At 58.4% G+C, this 16,648-nt stretch carries 17 protein-coding genes and 2 tRNA genes; 15 read left to right on the plus strand and 4 right to left on the minus strand.

Annotated elements, in window-relative coordinates:
- Positions 1-21 precede the first annotated feature (21 nt).
- Positions 22-318 carry a PRC-barrel domain-containing protein gene (locus ACGYLY_RS06425; protein ID WP_395282438.1) on the plus strand — a complete coding sequence of 99 codons (297 nt, stop codon included), beginning with the start codon at positions 22-24 and terminating at the stop codon, positions 316-318.
- Here the strand turns inward: ACGYLY_RS06425 and ACGYLY_RS06430 are convergent.
- Positions 315-1,760: a DHH family phosphoesterase gene (locus tag ACGYLY_RS06430; protein ID WP_395282437.1), complete on the minus strand. Its 1,446-nt coding sequence runs from the start codon at positions 1,758-1,760 to the stop codon at positions 315-317. The genes ACGYLY_RS06425 and ACGYLY_RS06430 overlap by 4 nt on opposite strands.
- A 371-nt stretch (positions 1,761-2,131) precedes the next feature.
- Between ACGYLY_RS06430 and ACGYLY_RS06435 the strand changes: the two genes are divergently transcribed.
- A tRNA-Lys gene (locus ACGYLY_RS06435) sits at positions 2,132-2,205 on the plus strand.
- Positions 2,206-2,294: 89 nt separating this feature from the next.
- Positions 2,295-2,492 carry a hypothetical protein gene (locus ACGYLY_RS06440; RefSeq protein ID WP_395282436.1) on the plus strand — a complete coding sequence of 66 codons (198 nt, stop codon included), beginning with the start codon at positions 2,295-2,297 and terminating at the stop codon, positions 2,490-2,492.
- Between the two features lie 120 nt (positions 2,493-2,612).
- On the opposite strand, the gene guaB is transcribed toward ACGYLY_RS06440, so the two are convergent.
- Positions 2,613-4,106, minus strand: a complete 1,494-nt coding sequence (gene guaB / locus ACGYLY_RS06445) for an IMP dehydrogenase (RefSeq protein WP_395282435.1) — start codon at positions 4,104-4,106, stop codon at positions 2,613-2,615.
- A 464-nt stretch (positions 4,107-4,570) separates the two neighbouring features.
- Here guaB and ACGYLY_RS06450 point away from each other — a divergent pair, with 464 nt between their 5' ends.
- From ACGYLY_RS06450 to ACGYLY_RS06500, 11 genes are all read left to right on the plus strand, one after another.
- Positions 4,571-5,497, plus strand: coding sequence for a DUF5794 domain-containing protein (locus ACGYLY_RS06450; protein ID WP_395282434.1), 927 nt, complete (start codon positions 4,571-4,573; stop codon positions 5,495-5,497).
- Positions 5,498-5,558: 61 nt separating this feature from the next.
- Positions 5,559-5,783: a DUF5795 family protein gene (locus tag ACGYLY_RS06455; RefSeq protein WP_395282433.1), complete on the plus strand. Its 225-nt coding sequence runs from the start codon at positions 5,559-5,561 to the stop codon at positions 5,781-5,783.
- Between the two features lie 43 nt (positions 5,784-5,826).
- Positions 5,827-6,001, plus strand: a tRNA-Trp gene (locus tag ACGYLY_RS06460).
- A 506-nt stretch (positions 6,002-6,507) separates the two neighbouring features.
- Positions 6,508-7,800, plus strand: a complete 1,293-nt coding sequence (locus ACGYLY_RS06465; RefSeq protein ID WP_395282432.1) for a replication protein — start codon at positions 6,508-6,510, stop codon at positions 7,798-7,800.
- 53 nt (positions 7,801-7,853) lie between these two features.
- Positions 7,854-8,207 (plus strand): hypothetical protein, encoded by a 354-nt coding sequence (locus ACGYLY_RS06470; RefSeq protein ID WP_395282431.1) that lies wholly within the window; start codon positions 7,854-7,856, stop codon positions 8,205-8,207.
- On the plus strand, positions 8,207-8,584 hold the full coding sequence (locus ACGYLY_RS06475) for a hypothetical protein (protein ID WP_395282430.1): 378 nt from the start codon (positions 8,207-8,209) through the stop codon (positions 8,582-8,584). Before ACGYLY_RS06470 ends, ACGYLY_RS06475 begins: the two co-directional genes overlap by 1 nt.
- 4 nt (positions 8,585-8,588) lie before the next feature.
- The gene (locus ACGYLY_RS06480) at positions 8,589-10,730 is read left to right on the plus strand and encodes a hypothetical protein (protein ID WP_395282429.1); all 2,142 of its coding nucleotides are present in this window, start codon (positions 8,589-8,591) and stop codon (positions 10,728-10,730) included.
- Positions 10,730-11,395 carry a hypothetical protein gene (locus ACGYLY_RS06485; protein ID WP_395282428.1) on the plus strand — a complete coding sequence of 222 codons (666 nt, stop codon included), beginning with the start codon at positions 10,730-10,732 and terminating at the stop codon, positions 11,393-11,395. The genes ACGYLY_RS06480 and ACGYLY_RS06485 overlap by 1 nt, the downstream gene beginning before the upstream one ends.
- The gene (locus ACGYLY_RS06490) at positions 11,392-12,225 is read left to right on the plus strand and encodes a hypothetical protein (protein WP_395282427.1); all 834 of its coding nucleotides are present in this window, start codon (positions 11,392-11,394) and stop codon (positions 12,223-12,225) included. The genes ACGYLY_RS06485 and ACGYLY_RS06490 overlap by 4 nt, the downstream gene beginning before the upstream one ends.
- Positions 12,218-13,132 carry a hypothetical protein gene (locus ACGYLY_RS06495; protein ID WP_395282426.1) on the plus strand — a complete coding sequence of 305 codons (915 nt, stop codon included), beginning with the start codon at positions 12,218-12,220 and terminating at the stop codon, positions 13,130-13,132. Before ACGYLY_RS06490 ends, ACGYLY_RS06495 begins: the two co-directional genes overlap by 8 nt.
- 246 nt (positions 13,133-13,378) lie before the next feature.
- Positions 13,379-14,149, plus strand: coding sequence for an FkbM family methyltransferase (locus ACGYLY_RS06500; RefSeq protein WP_395282425.1), 771 nt, complete (start codon positions 13,379-13,381; stop codon positions 14,147-14,149).
- A 198-nt stretch (positions 14,150-14,347) separates the two neighbouring features.
- On the opposite strand, the gene ACGYLY_RS06505 is transcribed toward ACGYLY_RS06500, so the two are convergent.
- Complete coding sequence (locus tag ACGYLY_RS06505; protein ID WP_395282424.1) at positions 14,348-14,680, minus strand: hypothetical protein; 333 nt, start codon at positions 14,678-14,680, stop codon at positions 14,348-14,350.
- Between the two features lie 6 nt (positions 14,681-14,686).
- Entirely contained in the window at positions 14,687-15,007 is a 321-nt protein-coding gene (locus ACGYLY_RS06510) for a MarR family transcriptional regulator (RefSeq protein ID WP_395282423.1), read from the minus strand.
- A gap of 314 nt (positions 15,008-15,321) precedes the next feature.
- On the opposite strand from ACGYLY_RS06510, the gene ACGYLY_RS06515 reads away from it, so the two are divergent.
- Positions 15,322-16,365, plus strand: a complete 1,044-nt coding sequence (locus ACGYLY_RS06515; RefSeq protein WP_395282422.1) for a tyrosine-type recombinase/integrase — start codon at positions 15,322-15,324, stop codon at positions 16,363-16,365.
- Positions 16,366-16,648 lie beyond the last annotated feature (283 nt).

Below are 16,648 nucleotides of genomic sequence, written 5' to 3' on the forward strand. Positions count from 1 at the left end.
CGCATACCATCACTCCTGCATATGGACGGAAGCCCAGCGGAAATTACAACGCTCGTCGGTCGCGAGGTTTACTCCAACAACGGTGTCTTCGTCGGCGAGGTAGATGATCTTCGACTCGATTTGAACGAAATCGCCGTGACGGGTCTCGCGCTCGGCGGAATCAACGACGAACTGTTCGGCAACCGAATCTCGACGGGACGTGGCGTCATCATCCCGTATCGGTGGGTCCGTGCGGTCGGCGACGTCATCCTCGTCAACGACGTCGTGGAACGACTGAAACAATCGGAAGAGGGCGGAGAAGAAGAAGCGGTCGTCTAGTTTCCGTTCGTCTCTCCATCGACGCCCATCGCGTCGAACAGTTTCTTCTTGACGGCTTCCTCGGTGAGCGACAGGAGCGTATCGCGGTTGTCCTCGTTCGTCTCGATGCCGGTGAAGATGCCGAGCGGGATTTCGGCGCTGGCCTGCGTGGAGTGGCCCGCCGCCTCGCCGATGGTGTCAAAGGCGTCCTGCAGGACGTTGCCGATGTTCATCCTGATGTCCTTCGAGCGAGCGGCGAGGTAGATGGTGTCGTCCGCGATGCCGAAAACGGCAGAAGTAGTGATTCCTTCCAGGTTGAGGAGATGTTGTGCCGCCTGTGTCAGCGCGTCGCGGTCACGGATGAAGCCCGCATTGCTGACGAGGTGACTGCCCTGCACTTCCCGGTTCGTGATGGCCTCCGCGAGCACGTCCAACGTTTCGGGCGACATCGACGGCGACTCGACCTGTTCGAGCGTGTCGTGGTTGGCGAACGGGTACAGATACGCCGCCGCGGTGAGGTCGGCGGGCGTCGTGTCGCGCTTGAAGTCGAGCGTTTCCGCGCGGATTCCGTACAGGAGCGCCGTCGCGACTTCCTCGCTGAGGTTGATGTCGAACTCCTGTACGTACTTCGTCATGATGGTCGAGGTGGAACTGACGTTCGGTCGAACGTCCGAGAACTCCGCCTCGTACTCCGAATCCGGTTCGTAATGGTCGATGAGGATGTCGACCGGGTGGTCGAGTTCGGGTTGGGTCGCCCGCATGTGGTCCACGAGGGCGAACGTGTCGTAGCTCTCGATGTCCACCTCGTCGCGCTGGAGGAGTTCGATGCCCAACAGGTTGACGAACGCGCGGTTTTCCTGATGGCCGATTTCGCCGTGATAGAGGATGTCCGCTTCGACGCCGAGGCTTTCGGCGATGGTCTGGAGCGCGGCGGCGCTGGCGATGGAGTCGGGGTCGGGATTGTCGTGGGTGAGAACCGCGAGTTTGCCCGACGTGTCCTCGATGACGCCGGACAGTTGCCGGGCCTTGTACTCCAACTCGCCCGCTTCGAGCGAGCGAAGCGCGGAGTTGGCGATGACCGTCGAGGGGTTGATGACCACGTCCGCCCCCATCTCGGTGAGTTCGTCCGCCGACACCGGATCGCTCGCTCGGACGACGGTGAACCGCTCGCCTCCACCGGACTGAAGGTTCGAGACGGCTTCCTTGTTCGCCGCGACGTCCGAGGAGAGGATGAGGACGACGTCCCGGTCGGAGACTTCGTCCGCCACCGATTCCTCTCGAATATCGCCCCCCTGCGCGTTCAGGTCCTGATCACGGAGCGCCTCAACACGGTCGCTGTCCCGGTCGACGATGAGAACCTCCTTCCCCTGTGCGACGAGTTCTTCGGCGACAGCGTAGCCGACGCTCCCACAACCGAGAATTGCGTACGAAGACATCGAAGAGATAGTTATCCCGGCGCTCATTACTACTGGGGCGTTACCCCGGCCGGTACTTAATCCTCCCGGAGCGACGCTGAAACCAGCCCAGCGGACCGTTTTACTCACGCAAACGCGGACTCGTATTCGTTCAAAATAGTCCAAAAAGAATGTCACTACGAGCCGATGTGAACGTCAAACGTCCGTGGAGCGAACGAGTATCCGACGCCCTTCTTCGACTGCTTCGATCACGGGAGAAAGAAGCGTCCAGTGAAAATAACCTGATATTTATGCGGGTTTTCGACGGAGAATCCCTCCGTTTTCGACCCATATTTCCCCTCCCGTTTCCCGGCAAACCGGCTGACCGCAATCCGAAAGGAAACGTATTTACGTCACACCCGACTTTTTCAGAATGCGTTGGGCCGGTAGCTCAGTTAGGCAGAGCGTCTGACTCTTAATCAGACGGTCGCGTGTTCAAATCGCGCCCGGCCCGCTTTTGCCACGAACTACTTCGTGAGTGGCAAAACGGCATTAGCGATTTGAAGTAAACCAGTCGCATGCCCGGGAAACGAACGAACGTGAGTGACCCGGAACGTCTGGGCGTCGTTCAAATCGCGCCCGGCCCGTACAACCTTTTGCTGCACTCACGAACTGCGAGCCGTCGGTTCGCAGTTCGTTCCCTGGCAAAACGTTGATGAAAAGCACGGCGTCACCGTCTTCGACGGTTCCTTGGCCCGCTCGCTTTACGAGGCGCTTCGCGCCTCGCTTCGCTCGCGGTGAATCGCTTCGTTCGGGTTCTCCGAACCGCTCACTTGCGAACGCTAGCCAGCTTGGAATCTGTGGATACAGAAAATAGTGGAAAGTGTCGGCAGATAGGTCAATTACCGGGACGAAACCCGATTACTCGCCGGGGCTGTAGTTCGGCGCTTCGTCGGTGATCATCACGTCGTGGGCGTGGCTCTCCTGCTGTCCGGCGGAGGAGAGGCGGACGAACTCCGAGCGCTCTTTGAACACCGGAATCGTCTCCGCGCCGACGTAGCCCATACCGGACTGCATGCCGCCGACGAGTTGGTGGAGTTCGCTTTCGAGGGTCCCCTTGTACGGTTTGGCCGCTTCGACGCCCTCGGGGACGTACTCCTCTTCGTCCTGCGGGTCGTCCTTGAGGTAGCGGCTTCCGTCGCCGCTCTTCATCGCGCCGACGCTGCCCATGCCGCGGTACTGTTTGTACTTCTTGCCCTCGATGGTGATGACGCGGCCCGGGGCCTCGTCCGTCCCCGCGAAATACGACCCGAGCATCACCGCGTCAGCGCCCGCCGCGATGGACTTGATGGCGTCGCCGGAATAGCGGATGCCGCCGTCCGCGATGACGGGAACGTCGTGTCGGGTCGCCACGTCGGCCACCTGCGAGATGGCGGTGATTTGGGGCATGCCGGACCCGCTGACGACGCGGGTCGTACAGATGCTTCCGGGGCCGATACCGACCTTCAGGCCGTCGGCGAAGTCCACGATGTCTTCTGCCGCTTCCTCCGTCCCGATGTTTCCGACGACGACGTCGGCATCAACCGACTCCTTGATTTCCCGCGCGCCGTCGATGACGTTCAGGTTGTGCGCGTGCGCACAATCGATGAACAGCACGTCGGCACCCGCCTCGTCGGCGGCGATTGCACGGTCGGTTTCGAACGGTCCGACGGCGGCCCCGACGCGGAGGTGGCCGTCGTCGTCACGGACCGCCTCGCCGTACTCACGGCGCTGGAGGACGCCCTGCATCGTGACGAGGCCGGTGAGGTGGTTTTCGTCGTCCACGATGGGGACGCGCTCGATTTTGTGTTCGTACATCAGTTCGAGCGCCTCGCGGGCGGTGACTTCCTCCGTCGCGGTGATGACCTCGTCCGTCATCGCCTCCTGCACTTCGTCCTTATCGCCGACTTCGAGGTACGGGCGGATGTCGGTGCCGGAGATGATGCCGAGAACTTCGTCGTCCTCGTCCACGACGGGTGCGCCGCTGACTCCTTTCCGCGCCATCATCGTGTCCACCTCTCGAACGGTCTGTTCGGGGCTCGCCGTCACGACGTCGCGGATGATGAGTTCGTCCGCGTGTTTGACGCGTTCGATCTCTTCGACCATCGCCTCGACGTCCATGTTTCGATGGAGAACGCCCAGTCCACCCTGTCGCGCCATCTCTATCGCCATTTCGCTCTCCGTGACGGTGTCCATCGCCGCGGACAGGACCGGCACGTTGAGTTCGATGTTCTTCGAAACGCGAGACTTCACGTCGGCGTCGTCCGGTTCGACGCGGCTTTCCTTCGGACGCAGGAGTACGTCGTCGAAGGTGAGTGCCTCAGGTACCCGGAGTTTTTCGGAAAACGGCCCGTCGTTGTGAGAATCGTTCGCCATGTAATCCGAACGAAGCGGCCACTGAAAAACGTTGCGAGATTGTGCTTGGCTGACGTGGTAATCGTTGGATTGTATACACACATATGCGTATCTCGCCGATTTACGCCGAAAGAGGCAAATATTGCCACTGAGGGACAGTCGGTGAACGACTCTATTCGGCGAAAAACAGCAGGTATGATTCCGGTTTTCACATCCATTTCACGTCGCATGGGGTCATCTCTCACGCAACACTTAAGCAATAATCGACAATATTTGTAGATATGGACTCTACCAGTCTCATGGCACAGTGTATTGCAGGTCGGACGAGCGGCGACTCTTTCGCTCCGATTGCAATTTTTGCAAAACTGTGCACAACACTGGTAGGAAAACCGCTTGCGGGGAATTTCCGACCGAACTCACATCACCGGTCGCACCGCAGGTACCATCACCCTTCGCCCACGGGTCAGGGTCATAGTCACTAGTCGATGAGCAGTTCCCAACACCCAGTCGCCTACCGCTTAGAGCGACAAGTAGGTGGCGCAACGAAGCTGCTGGCGACCGTCATGGGACTTCCCCTCGTGGACGGTATCTTCCCGGCGATGGTGCTCGCCGGTGCGTTGAGTTCTCCGGTCGGAATCATCCAAGTCGGCCTGCTCGTCTTCGGCGGAAGCGCGACCGTCGCGGTCATCCTCGCCGAGATGGACGGAACGCCCGTCGAACAGGCGACGAGCGTTCTCGCGGTCGGCGTCGGTATCATCGCGCTCGCGGCGGTGGAAGCGGCGTTCGCACCGACCATCGAGAGTGCGCTCAACATGGGGATATTCGAGCGATTCGCGGCGCTGGTCATCGTCGCCATCGCCGCGAAGACCGCGAGTGCCCGCATCGGTGAGTACCTGCCCAGCCCCGGAATCATCATCGGACTGGGGATGCTCGCCAGCCTGCAACCGTCCGGCTTCGAACTGAAGACGACGATAGACGCGGCCCACGTCTTCCCCGCCGTCGCGGCGGCCGCAACCGGCGTCGGCTTCGCACTCATCGTCGCCCTCACCGCACCGTGGCTTCGCGGTATCGTCGACATCGACCGCTTCCGCTTCGGTAGCGCGGTCGCACTGGGCGTCCTGCCCCTGTCGATACTCGGCTTCGCACCGGGTCGCGCCCCGTTGGCCGTCCTCGCGGTCACGTGCCTGCTGGCGCTCGAACCCGGCGACCACATGGAATCGGCCGTCGAAGCGGCCGAACAGTCCGTTGCCAACCCGGAACCGGTCGAAGAACCCCGCCCTCAACCTGCCGACAGCAACACCGCGGTGACGGACGGCGGCGAGAACGCCGACCTCACCGAGGGCGAGGACTCCTCGGCCGCCTACGGTTACCCCGGCGAGGAGGACGGCGACGAACGCCGCCCGTGGCTGTAGGGTCGGCCCACCTCGACTCGCGGCTGTAACGTTTTTCCCTTCTCCTCTCCGTGGTTTTCACATGCCGGATAATCGCGTCGTACAAGGACGGATGGTGACGCCGAAGCGACTGGCGGAACTGATAGAGGACGATACCGTGATGGAAGCCGACCGAATCGAGGACGCGGAGCGCAAGTGCCCCGACTGCGGCGGCGACGTGCTCAAGGTCGGGTACATGCCGAGCGTGACGGCCTTCGTTACGGGGTACAAATGCCAAGACTGCGAATGGGGGACGCGAGAGGAGTAGAAATCGAAACCCCTTTAGGTCGTTTCGACCAATCACAGTTCGCGGGGTCGTGGCCAAGCCAGGGATGGCGACTGACTCCAGAGGCTACGCGCCCGGGACGAAACTCCAGCTGATATACCGAGCGAGTGACTGATCATCGCTCGCGTTGACGACCCTCTGGAGTTCCGAGGCGCACCGGAGATATCAGTCGATCGGGGGTTCAAATCCCTCCGACCCCATAACGACTTTAATATTATCCCATTTATTCGGAGTATTATCAACCGTAGCTAACGCTCTTTCGGAGGTTTTTCGATGAGCGTTCGGCGTTCTGGTGTCGATCTATCCGGTTACGGTAGCTATCGTTGCAAGTATCCAGATTGCCGTTCTCAGTGCTTGCGTCCGGCAGATTCGCCCGAGTTTTTCGCTTCCTCTTGTGTTGACTGCTATCGAGCGCATCGGCTCGAAGTCGATCATCTCGCCTCGTCGATCTCCGACTTCTTCAGGCTGCTCGACCACCGCTGTCACAGCGTCATCGGTGCGGGGACGAGCAGGCGGTTCCCTCCAGCGTCGTCACGAACAGAGGATGGGCAGAGGCCCGGAACGCGCAGCGAAGCGAGCGCAAGCCCGGAATGCAGGGAGCGGACCGAAGGGAGCGACCAGCCTCGTTCTGGAGTGAGTGACGTTCCTTCGAACACAACTTCCATTCGTCAGTATCAGCTGGCCGACTTCGGTTCGGGGGTCGCAAATGGCGACTGAGGACTCTGCGGTCTCTCGGCCTTCCAAGACTAACTGTACAACCGACCGTTCAAAAGCTGAAACGGCCGATGAACGGCTTTCACTCGTTGCTCAGTGGTGGAAACAGAAGAATAGAATTGTTGATTCGTTCGTTGCGGAGATGCCTGCTCGTGCTGCTCGTCCGGTCTCTGTTCAGGAGAATACGAAACTCCGAGACGAAGCTGTCATGGAGAAATACGATTCAGGCTTTCGATCTCGGTCGTGGTCTCTGGTGATGAATGAATTTCTCAACTGGTACAATGGCTATCGACACGCCCATTTGAAATTTGTGAATCCGGAAGGTGAAACTGTACGTACCCAAATGCCGAATTCCCATCAGCCTCGGTACGGTTCAAAGTACTATGCTCGTCTGAAGGCCCTCGAACGTCAGATGGTCGAAGAATTCGACAATCCGTTCACGGCGATGCTGACGTTTTCGGCCTCGTCACGCAATGAAAACGGAGGTTGGCGTTGTCCTGCTGACCACCTCCGCGACGTGGTATCGACGTGGCGACCTGATCGTGGTCGCGGTGTCTATCACGCTGTGCGAGATGCCCTTGGCGGCAAGGATTGGTGTTACTCTGCCGTTATCGAGAAACACAAATCCTGCTACGGTCACGTTCACGTCGCTGTCTTCGTCGATGGCGAGATTTCGGAGTCGGACTTTCACGCTGCGATGGATCGACACGTGAAACTCTGTGATTCGGCCCATCGAGACGCTCACAATTACTTTCACGAGAAAAAGGAGAAACGACCGATTTCGGTTAAAAAGGTCTCTCCAAAGAAAAATGCGAATGCTGATGAGGTGGATTCTGATGCCGTGAACAACCTCGGTTCGTATCTCGGGGAGTACATCGGTGCGTACGGTGATGAGTTGTTCAATCGACCGACTGAGGAAATCGCGTTTCGTGCTGTCGCGTGGGCTACTGGCTCGCAGATGGTGCGTTTTTCGACTCGTGCCAACGAGTTGATCCGCGCTGATTGTGGAGACGACGGTGACAATATGCTTGACCGCGTTCCCCACTTCGACGTTCGTCCGGACGACGATGGTGACGGTGGTTCGGTCATGGTAGATGCAAACGGTAAATGGGACCTGAAAAGTGTTTGTCGCATTGATCGAGACGGAGAAGAGGATTTCGCCGTGAAACATCAAGGAGTTATTTTCGAAGAAATCGATGGAGCCGAGTCACTTGATCCGCCGAAACAGTGTAGTCCGAAGCCACCTCAACCTCCAGCGGGGCAGGTAGAGCTTTCTCGGTACTGACCTTCTTCTGTAGTTGGAGGTTTAAGTACCAATCTCTAGACCTATCTCTTGCGATGGCAAAAGCAGAAAAGGAAACGGAAGATGGCTTCGATGTCGAAGACTTCGAATCTGTCGATGCTGAGGCAATTGATCAAAACGACAACACGATAAACCTCGACCCGGGCAATGCTCTCACGGGCCGGATCACGGGTGCGAACCTGTCGGCTGGACACAACGGTGTGATCGAGATCGACGGTCAAGAACTGTGGCTGAATGCGACCATGCGGAAACAGCTTGAGGCTGCGCTGCTCGTGGGCGCTCCGGTGGCACACCTGAAATCCTCGGATGAAGAGTCGTTTACCGACGAAGACGGCGAAGAGCAGACGTATTACCCCCGTGAACTCCGGTTCAAGAAGGGTGACAACTGATGGCGCGGAACCAAAGCGTCGCACATGCCTTTCAGTCGCTCTCACTGCTGACCGCATTGGCCCTTGCGGTCTTCGCGTTCGCCTCGGCAGTGATGCTCGGGATTGCGACCGACGTGACCACGTGGCTCCAATCACGGCCCCTGTTCCCCGCGTTCGTCTCGTTCGCGTCCCTGTCGCTGGTCTTCGCGTCGTCCTCGACCCGCGATGCCCGCAACTACCACCCGGCAGAATGGACCGTCGTAGTGAGTTCGATGCTCATCATGGCAAGCTACGCCTTGGTGGATGAAGTCGGCTCGTTCGTCCAGTCAACTGAACCCGTGAGTCAGGTGCTGCTCTTCTTGTTGTTCCTCGCCTGCTCCGCAGTCATCGCTCGGTAAAATGATGGCTCGGAAACGTAACTCGTTGGTGTTGGTGCTACTCGTCCTCCTGCAAGTGGTCGTTGGTTCGACTGCCGGGGTCGGGACTGTCGCGGCCGCCGAGAACACCCCACAACTGAACGTCTGTAACGACCCGATTCAACAAGCATTCGGGGCGCTTATTGGCTTCACTCGTGGCGGTATCTCGGGGGTTGCACAATCACCGAATCCCTGCATCAGAACAGAGGACATTGCGGACGTGGACACGACTGAAGAAGCGAAACGCGTCCTTGCACAGGAAGCGCTCGAAGACAAACGCTACTGGGAGACGTACCTCACCCAGTTCAATACGTATCAGTCGGAGATGAAGAATCCGGCGTATAGTGATGCTCGTATCGCGTTCATGGAGTCGGTTGCGAACGGAAGCGACCGTGTGGCAGCGGTGACCGATGCACGGCGCGCGGTCCACAACCGGACCACCGCCCAGCAGCGCGAACTCTGGATTTACTACGGCTCGATGGCGGACAGTATCGGGCGCTTCGAACGCCTCGCCGAGGATAAAGGGATTCGTGGTGAATCGCTTCGCATCGGCAAGGTCAACGAATCTGGGTCGTTCGTGACGGGCTACAGCTTCGACACGAACCAAACGGAGAATTTGACCCTCTCCGATGGCTCGAACTTCTCGGTGCCGGTCGCCTCGAACCCGGACAACAGTTCGGATACCGTGAATCCACTCACGGACGATCTCCTCGTCCGGGTGTGGAATCCTGAGGGTGCGAACGGTGCCGGGGCGTGGATCGACCTGATGAATACCGGGTCGTTCGACTACCTCGCTGACGATACCCAAACGAACGTCTCACAGACGGGTAGTTGGGAACTCGCCCAAGTCCACCAACTGGACTTGGACCTCGAAACGGCGGGTAACTTTGGTGCAGAAGAGGACCGCAAATTCGCCGACGTATCGGGCGGTGAACTCTGGTATGATGCTGATAGCAGTGGTGGAGTTCCGTACATCCAGTTCGTTGCTCCCGGTGAATCGTTCGAAAACAGCGGCTCGTGGACTCGCATCGCGGGCAACGGCTGGGGGTCGGACACGATTACCGTCTCGGTCGTCGTCAACGACGATGGCTCGACGACGATTTCCGGGCCGTCTGGCAGCGAAACGTTCGATGGCACGGGCGGGACGTTGGAACTCAACGGCACCCCGAACAGCGACGTGGTGAGCGTTACGCCGTACTCGTCGCTCGTCTCGACTTCGTACACGAATACGTTCGCCCAGAAACACGACGCCCTCGAAGGCATCGACAACGATGTCCTCTCGGGCCTCGGGGACTCGAATAGCGGTTACCTCTCGGATGCGTTCGATGCTATCCAGAGTGGCGACGTGAACATAACGGACGTAGCAAACGGCTACGACCGCGTTCGGATGACGCCGGATGACGTAGATCAAGCGGCCTACGCTAACTGGATGCGCGAACAGATGGGCCTCGGAACCGCCGAGGCGCACAGTCGGCTCACGATCACCGTCCACGAAGGGGCAGAAATCGACGGCGACACTATCGAAAGTGAGCGGACGTTTGAGGCCGCAACGATTTGGGCCTCGACCCCACCCGCGTCGGGGTCGTGGAACACATCGACCACGTACAGCGTGGACAACCTCGGTGGTGTGGTTGGCCTCAACTACGAAGCGACTGATTCGCATTGGGAAGATGGTCAGTTGGTGACCGACACCACCTCCCAGATGGTCAGCATTCAGAGCGGGTCGTTCACGGTCGAATCCATTACCACCGAAGACGGCGAGAACGTGGACACTATCGACCATGATGACCGTGACCCGCAAACGACCAATGTGACCGAGATTTCGCGGCAACTCGAAGAGTTGGCAGAGGCGAACGAACGCCTCCGCGAAGAACTCGCTGACGATGACCCGACGTTCGGCGGTATCAATATCGACTGGGGGAACCTCGGTGGCGACGGTCCGTGGCTACCTGATGGCTTGCTGCCTGACCTCTCGCTCGATCTCCCCTTCCTCGGGACTGTCTCGTCTGAAGGTGTCCTGCTCGGTGCCGTCGCGCTCGTCGCTGGTGGCGTGGGCCTCGTATACCTCCAGATGACACTTGGAAACGTCGCGGCAGTCGTGCGCGTCTTCACGGGAGGCCGCTCGTAATGCGGTCGGCCACCGTGGTCTTGCTCGTCCTGCTACCTGTCATGCTGAGTGGGGCTGCGGTGGCCCAACCCACCACGACCGCCTCGACCGGGACGACTGCGCCGACCACTTCGACCGTGACCACGACCGCCTCGACCACGACCGTCAACGGCACGCACGGCGGTTCTGACCTTCCGTTCGGTGTCATCGACCGACTGCAAAAGGCGATTGATGATGACAACATCCCGGAGTACACCCAAACGCTCGGCGGGCGCGTGTTCGTCAACAGCGTGGAGTACCGCGACGGGTACGCGTTCGTGACCATCACGAATGCGGGCCTCGACCCCGTGGAGCTCGGCGTTGTGGACTCCAATAGCATCCGTCGGAGTGGTGGCTCGGGCAAAGTCCGTAGCCAAAACTACGTCGTCCCGCGTGGGCAGTATCGCCTCAAAGTACCGGCGACGGTACGTGGGGGCGACCAGACGTTTACCGTCGGCACGTCCGAGAACGTGTACTGGTTTTCCGACGATGGGACACCCGCATCGGATGACTCGCTGCTGCCGGATACGTACTCAAAGGGAACGTATTGGCTCGCGGCAGCCCTCGGGCCGATGGTGGCCGCGTTCGTTGCGCTCCGCTCACGTCAGTGGATTGCCGGAATCGTCTGGCAACGGGAGGACCTATGACAGCGGAAGAGGACCTGCCGGTGACTGCTGATTCGGACCTCCCTGCGCGATCGGATGACCGGACGTGGCTTGATGAACTCTACCGCTGGCGGTGGTGGCTCCTTGGTGGCTCCATTGTCCTGCTCGGTGGCTACATCTACCTCGGGATGCCCGGTCTGGTCCTCGTTGGCGTCTTCGCGTCCACGGCGCTCCTCGCGTCGCTCGTGGCTTTCCCGGTCTCGCTGCTGCACGTGCTGCTCAATGAACGGTTGCCCGAACAACGTGCGCTCGTCGTTCTCGACCCGCGTCCCGCGGAGGTTGACCTCTCGGTTCGGTTCTTCGACCCGGAGGAGTTCCGTGCGATCGACATGCGATGGGGCGAGTTGCACCGACTCGCGGGAACCTCGGTTCCGGCGTGGCTGTGTCTGTCGTACGACGAAGAGGAGCATGCCGCACATGGGACTCATCGGAGTGTGTTGCCGCCGGATGAACTGGAGGCGACTCTGTGGAAAACCGATGAAATCTACGGTGAACTTGAAGAGGAAGCGGCGAAAGTGTCGAAGCTTCAGAGCATTGGGCGTACGCTCGTCAGACGTGGCGTGACCCAGCTTCACGCTGAGGACACGGCGCGACTGGCCGAGTTCGAACTCGGTACGGATTCGTTCGGTGAAGCGTGGGAACGCGTTCGACCCGAAAAGCCGGAGTCGGTCACTCGTGATCAGGAGGAGCGCGAAGAGGAGACCGACGACGATGGTCTGCTCGATGACGGCCACGCCGACGAAGAGCAGGCGCGCGACCTCCTTGACGACTTGCTCGGTGGCACGGAAACCAGCGGGGTAGCTGATGACTGACCGCGGGTTCGCCTATGGAGAGTTCGGAGAACGTATTCATGGTGACCTCCGTGGCGATGTGGACCTGCCCGCGTTCGTTGGTCGGGTCAAACCCGAACACGCGCGGTTACTTGCTCACCTGCAAGTGGCTGGGGACGACTACGACCTCGGAAGCGAAACTCGCGAACGGGTTGCTGAATCTGTGGCCCTCGCGGTACCGGGCCTCGCGACGCGCGCGGTCCACGAGGGGCACGATTCACTGATGGCATTCCTGTCGGGCGTGACCCAGCGCGACCTCGATACAAGCCCCGTTGCGGCACTGACTCGTCTGCTGAAACTGCTGCGTCCACAGGGGCGCGTGATGGTCCTCACGGGAGCGACCAACAGCGGGAAAACCAACGTTGGTTTTCTCTGTATCGATGTTGCGGACAAGTTGTTTCCCGGCCTCCAGATTATCGGGAACATTCCACGCGATGCGTTCACGGCCGAGTGGATAGACCGATACTCGGCAGTTCGGGACTTCGAGGAACTCGTGGGCCTCGTCGAGGACGAACCAAAACGTGAGAAAATCATCCTCGTTGATGATGCCTCGCTCGATCACGCCGAAGGGCAATCTAATTCTCACGTGGTGCGCGAGAAGATGGGCGAATTGGTTCGGCTTGCGGCGAAACGCCATGCGCGGATTGCGTATCTCGCGCATCGAGACGACGGCAAAGGCGTCGCCAAGCACATCCGCACAATGCCAGATACCCAGCAACTGGCGTGTTCGTCTGTCCCGGCTGAGGATGGAACCATCGAGGAGTATCGTGTGATCCTCCGCGATGGGGTTGGAGTGGACGGGACAGACGGGGCGATACTCGGGAAAATGCCAGAAGCAAGCGCCAAGTACGATCCGGACGCTGTTGCCTACAAGCTATTCAATGGCTGATTTTCTTTTATCAATAGTATGATAGAGGCAAAGCAGGGCTCGAAAATATCAAATTATAAATACTGTAGTGGAATTAGACAATATTTAATATCTGGTAATTTGATTCACAAACACAGGCCTATAAGCTACATAAAACATGATAGAAAGAGAATCAGACCTCAATAATGAATGTGTAAAATCACTAACGACACTCACCGCCGATAAACAAAGCGGCTTGATCGGCCTCATCTTCAATTGCCAATAACTATGCTCAAATCAACAATCCGACGACTCACCCGCTCGCCACTCTTCGACCTCGACCGCTATTCCATCGAAGATTTCGACATGTTCCTCGATCCTGATTACCGCCATCATCACTCGATCCTCTCCGGCCACGAAAGCGGCATGCGAACCTACGTTCGCGAGGAAATCAACCACGACTCTCTCGTCTTCGATATTGGCGCAAACATCGGCTTTTACTCACTCCTCGCCGCGAGTGCAGGCGCAACAGTCGTCGCGTGCGAACCTGAACCATACGCCTATCGTACGCTCGCCGCAAACATCGGAATCAACGGCCTACCGATAACTGCCCGGCAAACCGCAGTGTACGATTCCCCGGGTGAGATGGAACTCTACCGCAGCCACGGAGAAAACCAGGCGATTCATTCGCTTGCTGAAAACTCGAAGTTTCTCAAAGGAGAATCCGTGACGGTACCTGTCGTCACACTCGCCGCCCTTATCAATGAGTTTGGCCCCCCCGACCTTGTGAAAATCGACGTTGAAGGAGCGGAACAGAAAATCATCGAAGGACTATCTGCGTGTGACGCCCGCCCCGATTTGCTGCTTGAAGTCCATACCCAACATGCGGGCCAGTACCTCGACCGGCTGCACGAACACGGGGGGTCTGAATCTGACCTGTTCGGACACCTATCTGACACAGGCTATGAGGTGTGCGGGGTAGACGAAATCTCCGGCGAGAAGGTCCCAATCGATCTTGCCGCCTCGTCCATCCCGAAAGTCTGGCACGCCTCAGCATGACTCTCCTCGCGTCCTTCTGCCGCCTCCCTGCTATCCTCGCGTTCCTCCTCGCTACTCGTGAGTTGTCACGCCGCTCGTGCGCGTCGGTCATGCTGTCGGGCTGCTCTCCGACTTAAGCAGACGAGCGCGCGAGCGCGCGAGTCCCCCTCAATGGGGGTGAGCGCGTCTCGCTTCTCTACATTAACGTCTACAGTTCAGTTATCTAAGTGGGCTATCACATGCCACGTGAATTTCGGAGTTCGTTACACCTCGAAAGGCTCGCTTCGTCGGGCATGGCTGATGTTCCGCGTCGATTCCTCCGTCCAGATACAACATACCCCACTGGGTGATTTCGACCATATCACCGACGACGATGGCAACTAATTCCGCGTCGGCCAACACTCGACAACGTTCGTTGATTCGATCTTTAGAAGCGCGAAACTCCGGCATTGACTCCATCACTGAAGGGGACGACCACGATTCCTCGCTCAGGTGTTCGAGGATTCGGTCGTCGAGTTGTTCCATCCACAGCGCCGATTTTCGTAGTGGCATTGACAATTACCCCTCTTCCTGAGACTCCACCCCATCTCCATTGATCTCGCTCGATATACTGGGAGAGTCGTCTTGAGACTCCTCCGAAGTGTCGAGTTCCCCATCGAGGTACGCTTCTCCGCGCTCGGTGATGATGTACACGCCATTTCCGAGTGGCTTCAGCATCCCGTGCTCTGCCAGTTTCTTACACCGCCGCGAAACGTGTGTGTTTGAAACCCTCACATAACCACTATTTGCCAGCTCTCCCACTGACGCAGATTCATTCGTTATGATATATTCAAGAATTCTGTCGTCCCAGATAGTCATCCACTTCCCCGACTTTCTCATATAATTCGTATCTGTGAGGAAAACCCGTATATGTGCCGACTAGGACATTTTAGTAAAGATTTGCCATATTGGGGAGATGATAACATTTATGCAATATTGGGTTTCACCATAATACAGGAACTACCAAATCGCTGAGAATGATTCTGTTTAAGTCAGGACTCGGGACGGCGCTGGTACGCCGTCCCTGAAAAGGTGGTTCCGGGAAATGCTATGTTCGATGGAACCAGCGTGGGGCACCCGCCCCACATAAGGACGGAGGAATCGCTCTGTAAAAACTACATGGGTCCGAAATTGGCCCGCTGGCGGTGGTTGGGATGACATCGCCTCATTCGCCCGCCGACCTCACTCCCCGTGACGCTCGTGACCGATTCCTCGACGAGTGCCGAATCGACTCCACGGAGAGAACGGTTCGAAGTTACTCGAATCGACTCACCCGTTTCTGCGAGTGGTGCGAAGAATACGGCATCGAGCGAGTCGGCGATCTCTCCGGCTGGCTCCTCGACGAGTACCGACGGTCACTTTCCGAAGACGCTCCGGTAACAGTGAAAGGGAAGATGATGGCGGTGAAGCAACTGATTGGCTACCTTGAACGAATCGAGGCGGTTGACGATGGTCTCGAAAAGAAGGTTCCGTCACCGAAACTCTCCGCCGAGGACGAACGGAGCGAGGTGCAGCTGCCCCCGAATGATGCCAAGATGCTCCTCTCGTTCTATCGAAGTTCGGTGGCATATCGCGGGACATCACGTCACGCGGTTCTCGAAGTGTTCTGGTTCACCGGCTGTCGGATGAGCGGACTTCGTGCGCTCGACCTCGATGACTACGATCCGGACACCGGTACGCTTCGATTCGTGAACCGGCCACAAACAGGAACTCGGCTGAAGAACGGTTCTAGTGGTGAACGTCCGGTCGGTCTTCCCGCCAACGTCGTTTCGGTGCTGGATACGTACATCGCTCGGGAACGGATCGACAAACGGGATGACAACGGTCGAAAGCCACTGTTCTCCTGTCGGCAGGCGCGTCCCTCCGATTCGACGGTTCGATGCTGGACGTATCTGGCAACCCAGCCCTGTGTTCACGTCCGATGTCCTCACGGCCAGAACCGGGAGAAGTGCGACTATCGCCACCGGAATTACTCCAGCAAATGCCCCTCGTCTCGCTCTCCACACCAGGTTCGCACTGGCTCGATTACGTGGCAACTCAACTGCGGCATGCCTATCGAGGACGTGGCGGAACGTGTAAATTCGTCTCCGGAGGTCATTCGTCGACACTACGACGTAGCGACGGGTGACGAGAAACTTGAACAGCGTCGGCGAAAGTTTCTCGATAGCCTTTCAATCGATAATGAGGGGGATATTTAAGATGAAATCCTGCTCGTATAGCCTTGTCTCTGCTGCTCGTTGCTTTGATTTAAATCCCTCCGACCCCATTCTTATTTCGACGCAAATCGACGAGCGGAGCGTGGAGTTCGCGAGCAGCACGATCAGGAGAACACCCAGTCGTTTCATCGCTCACCTTCGTCAGCTGTCTGAGACGAATCGGAACGATCCTCGTTCTGACTCTGGTAATTTTTCCAGTCGGTCCACCGTATTGGATACCTTTTGGGGGCTGCACAGCTCGCAACGACATTGGCAGATATGGCGA

This window comes from Haladaptatus sp. CMAA 1909 (assembly GCF_043952005.1).
In the GTDB taxonomy this organism is placed as follows: Archaea; Halobacteriota; Halobacteria; order Halobacteriales; family Haladaptataceae; genus Haladaptatus.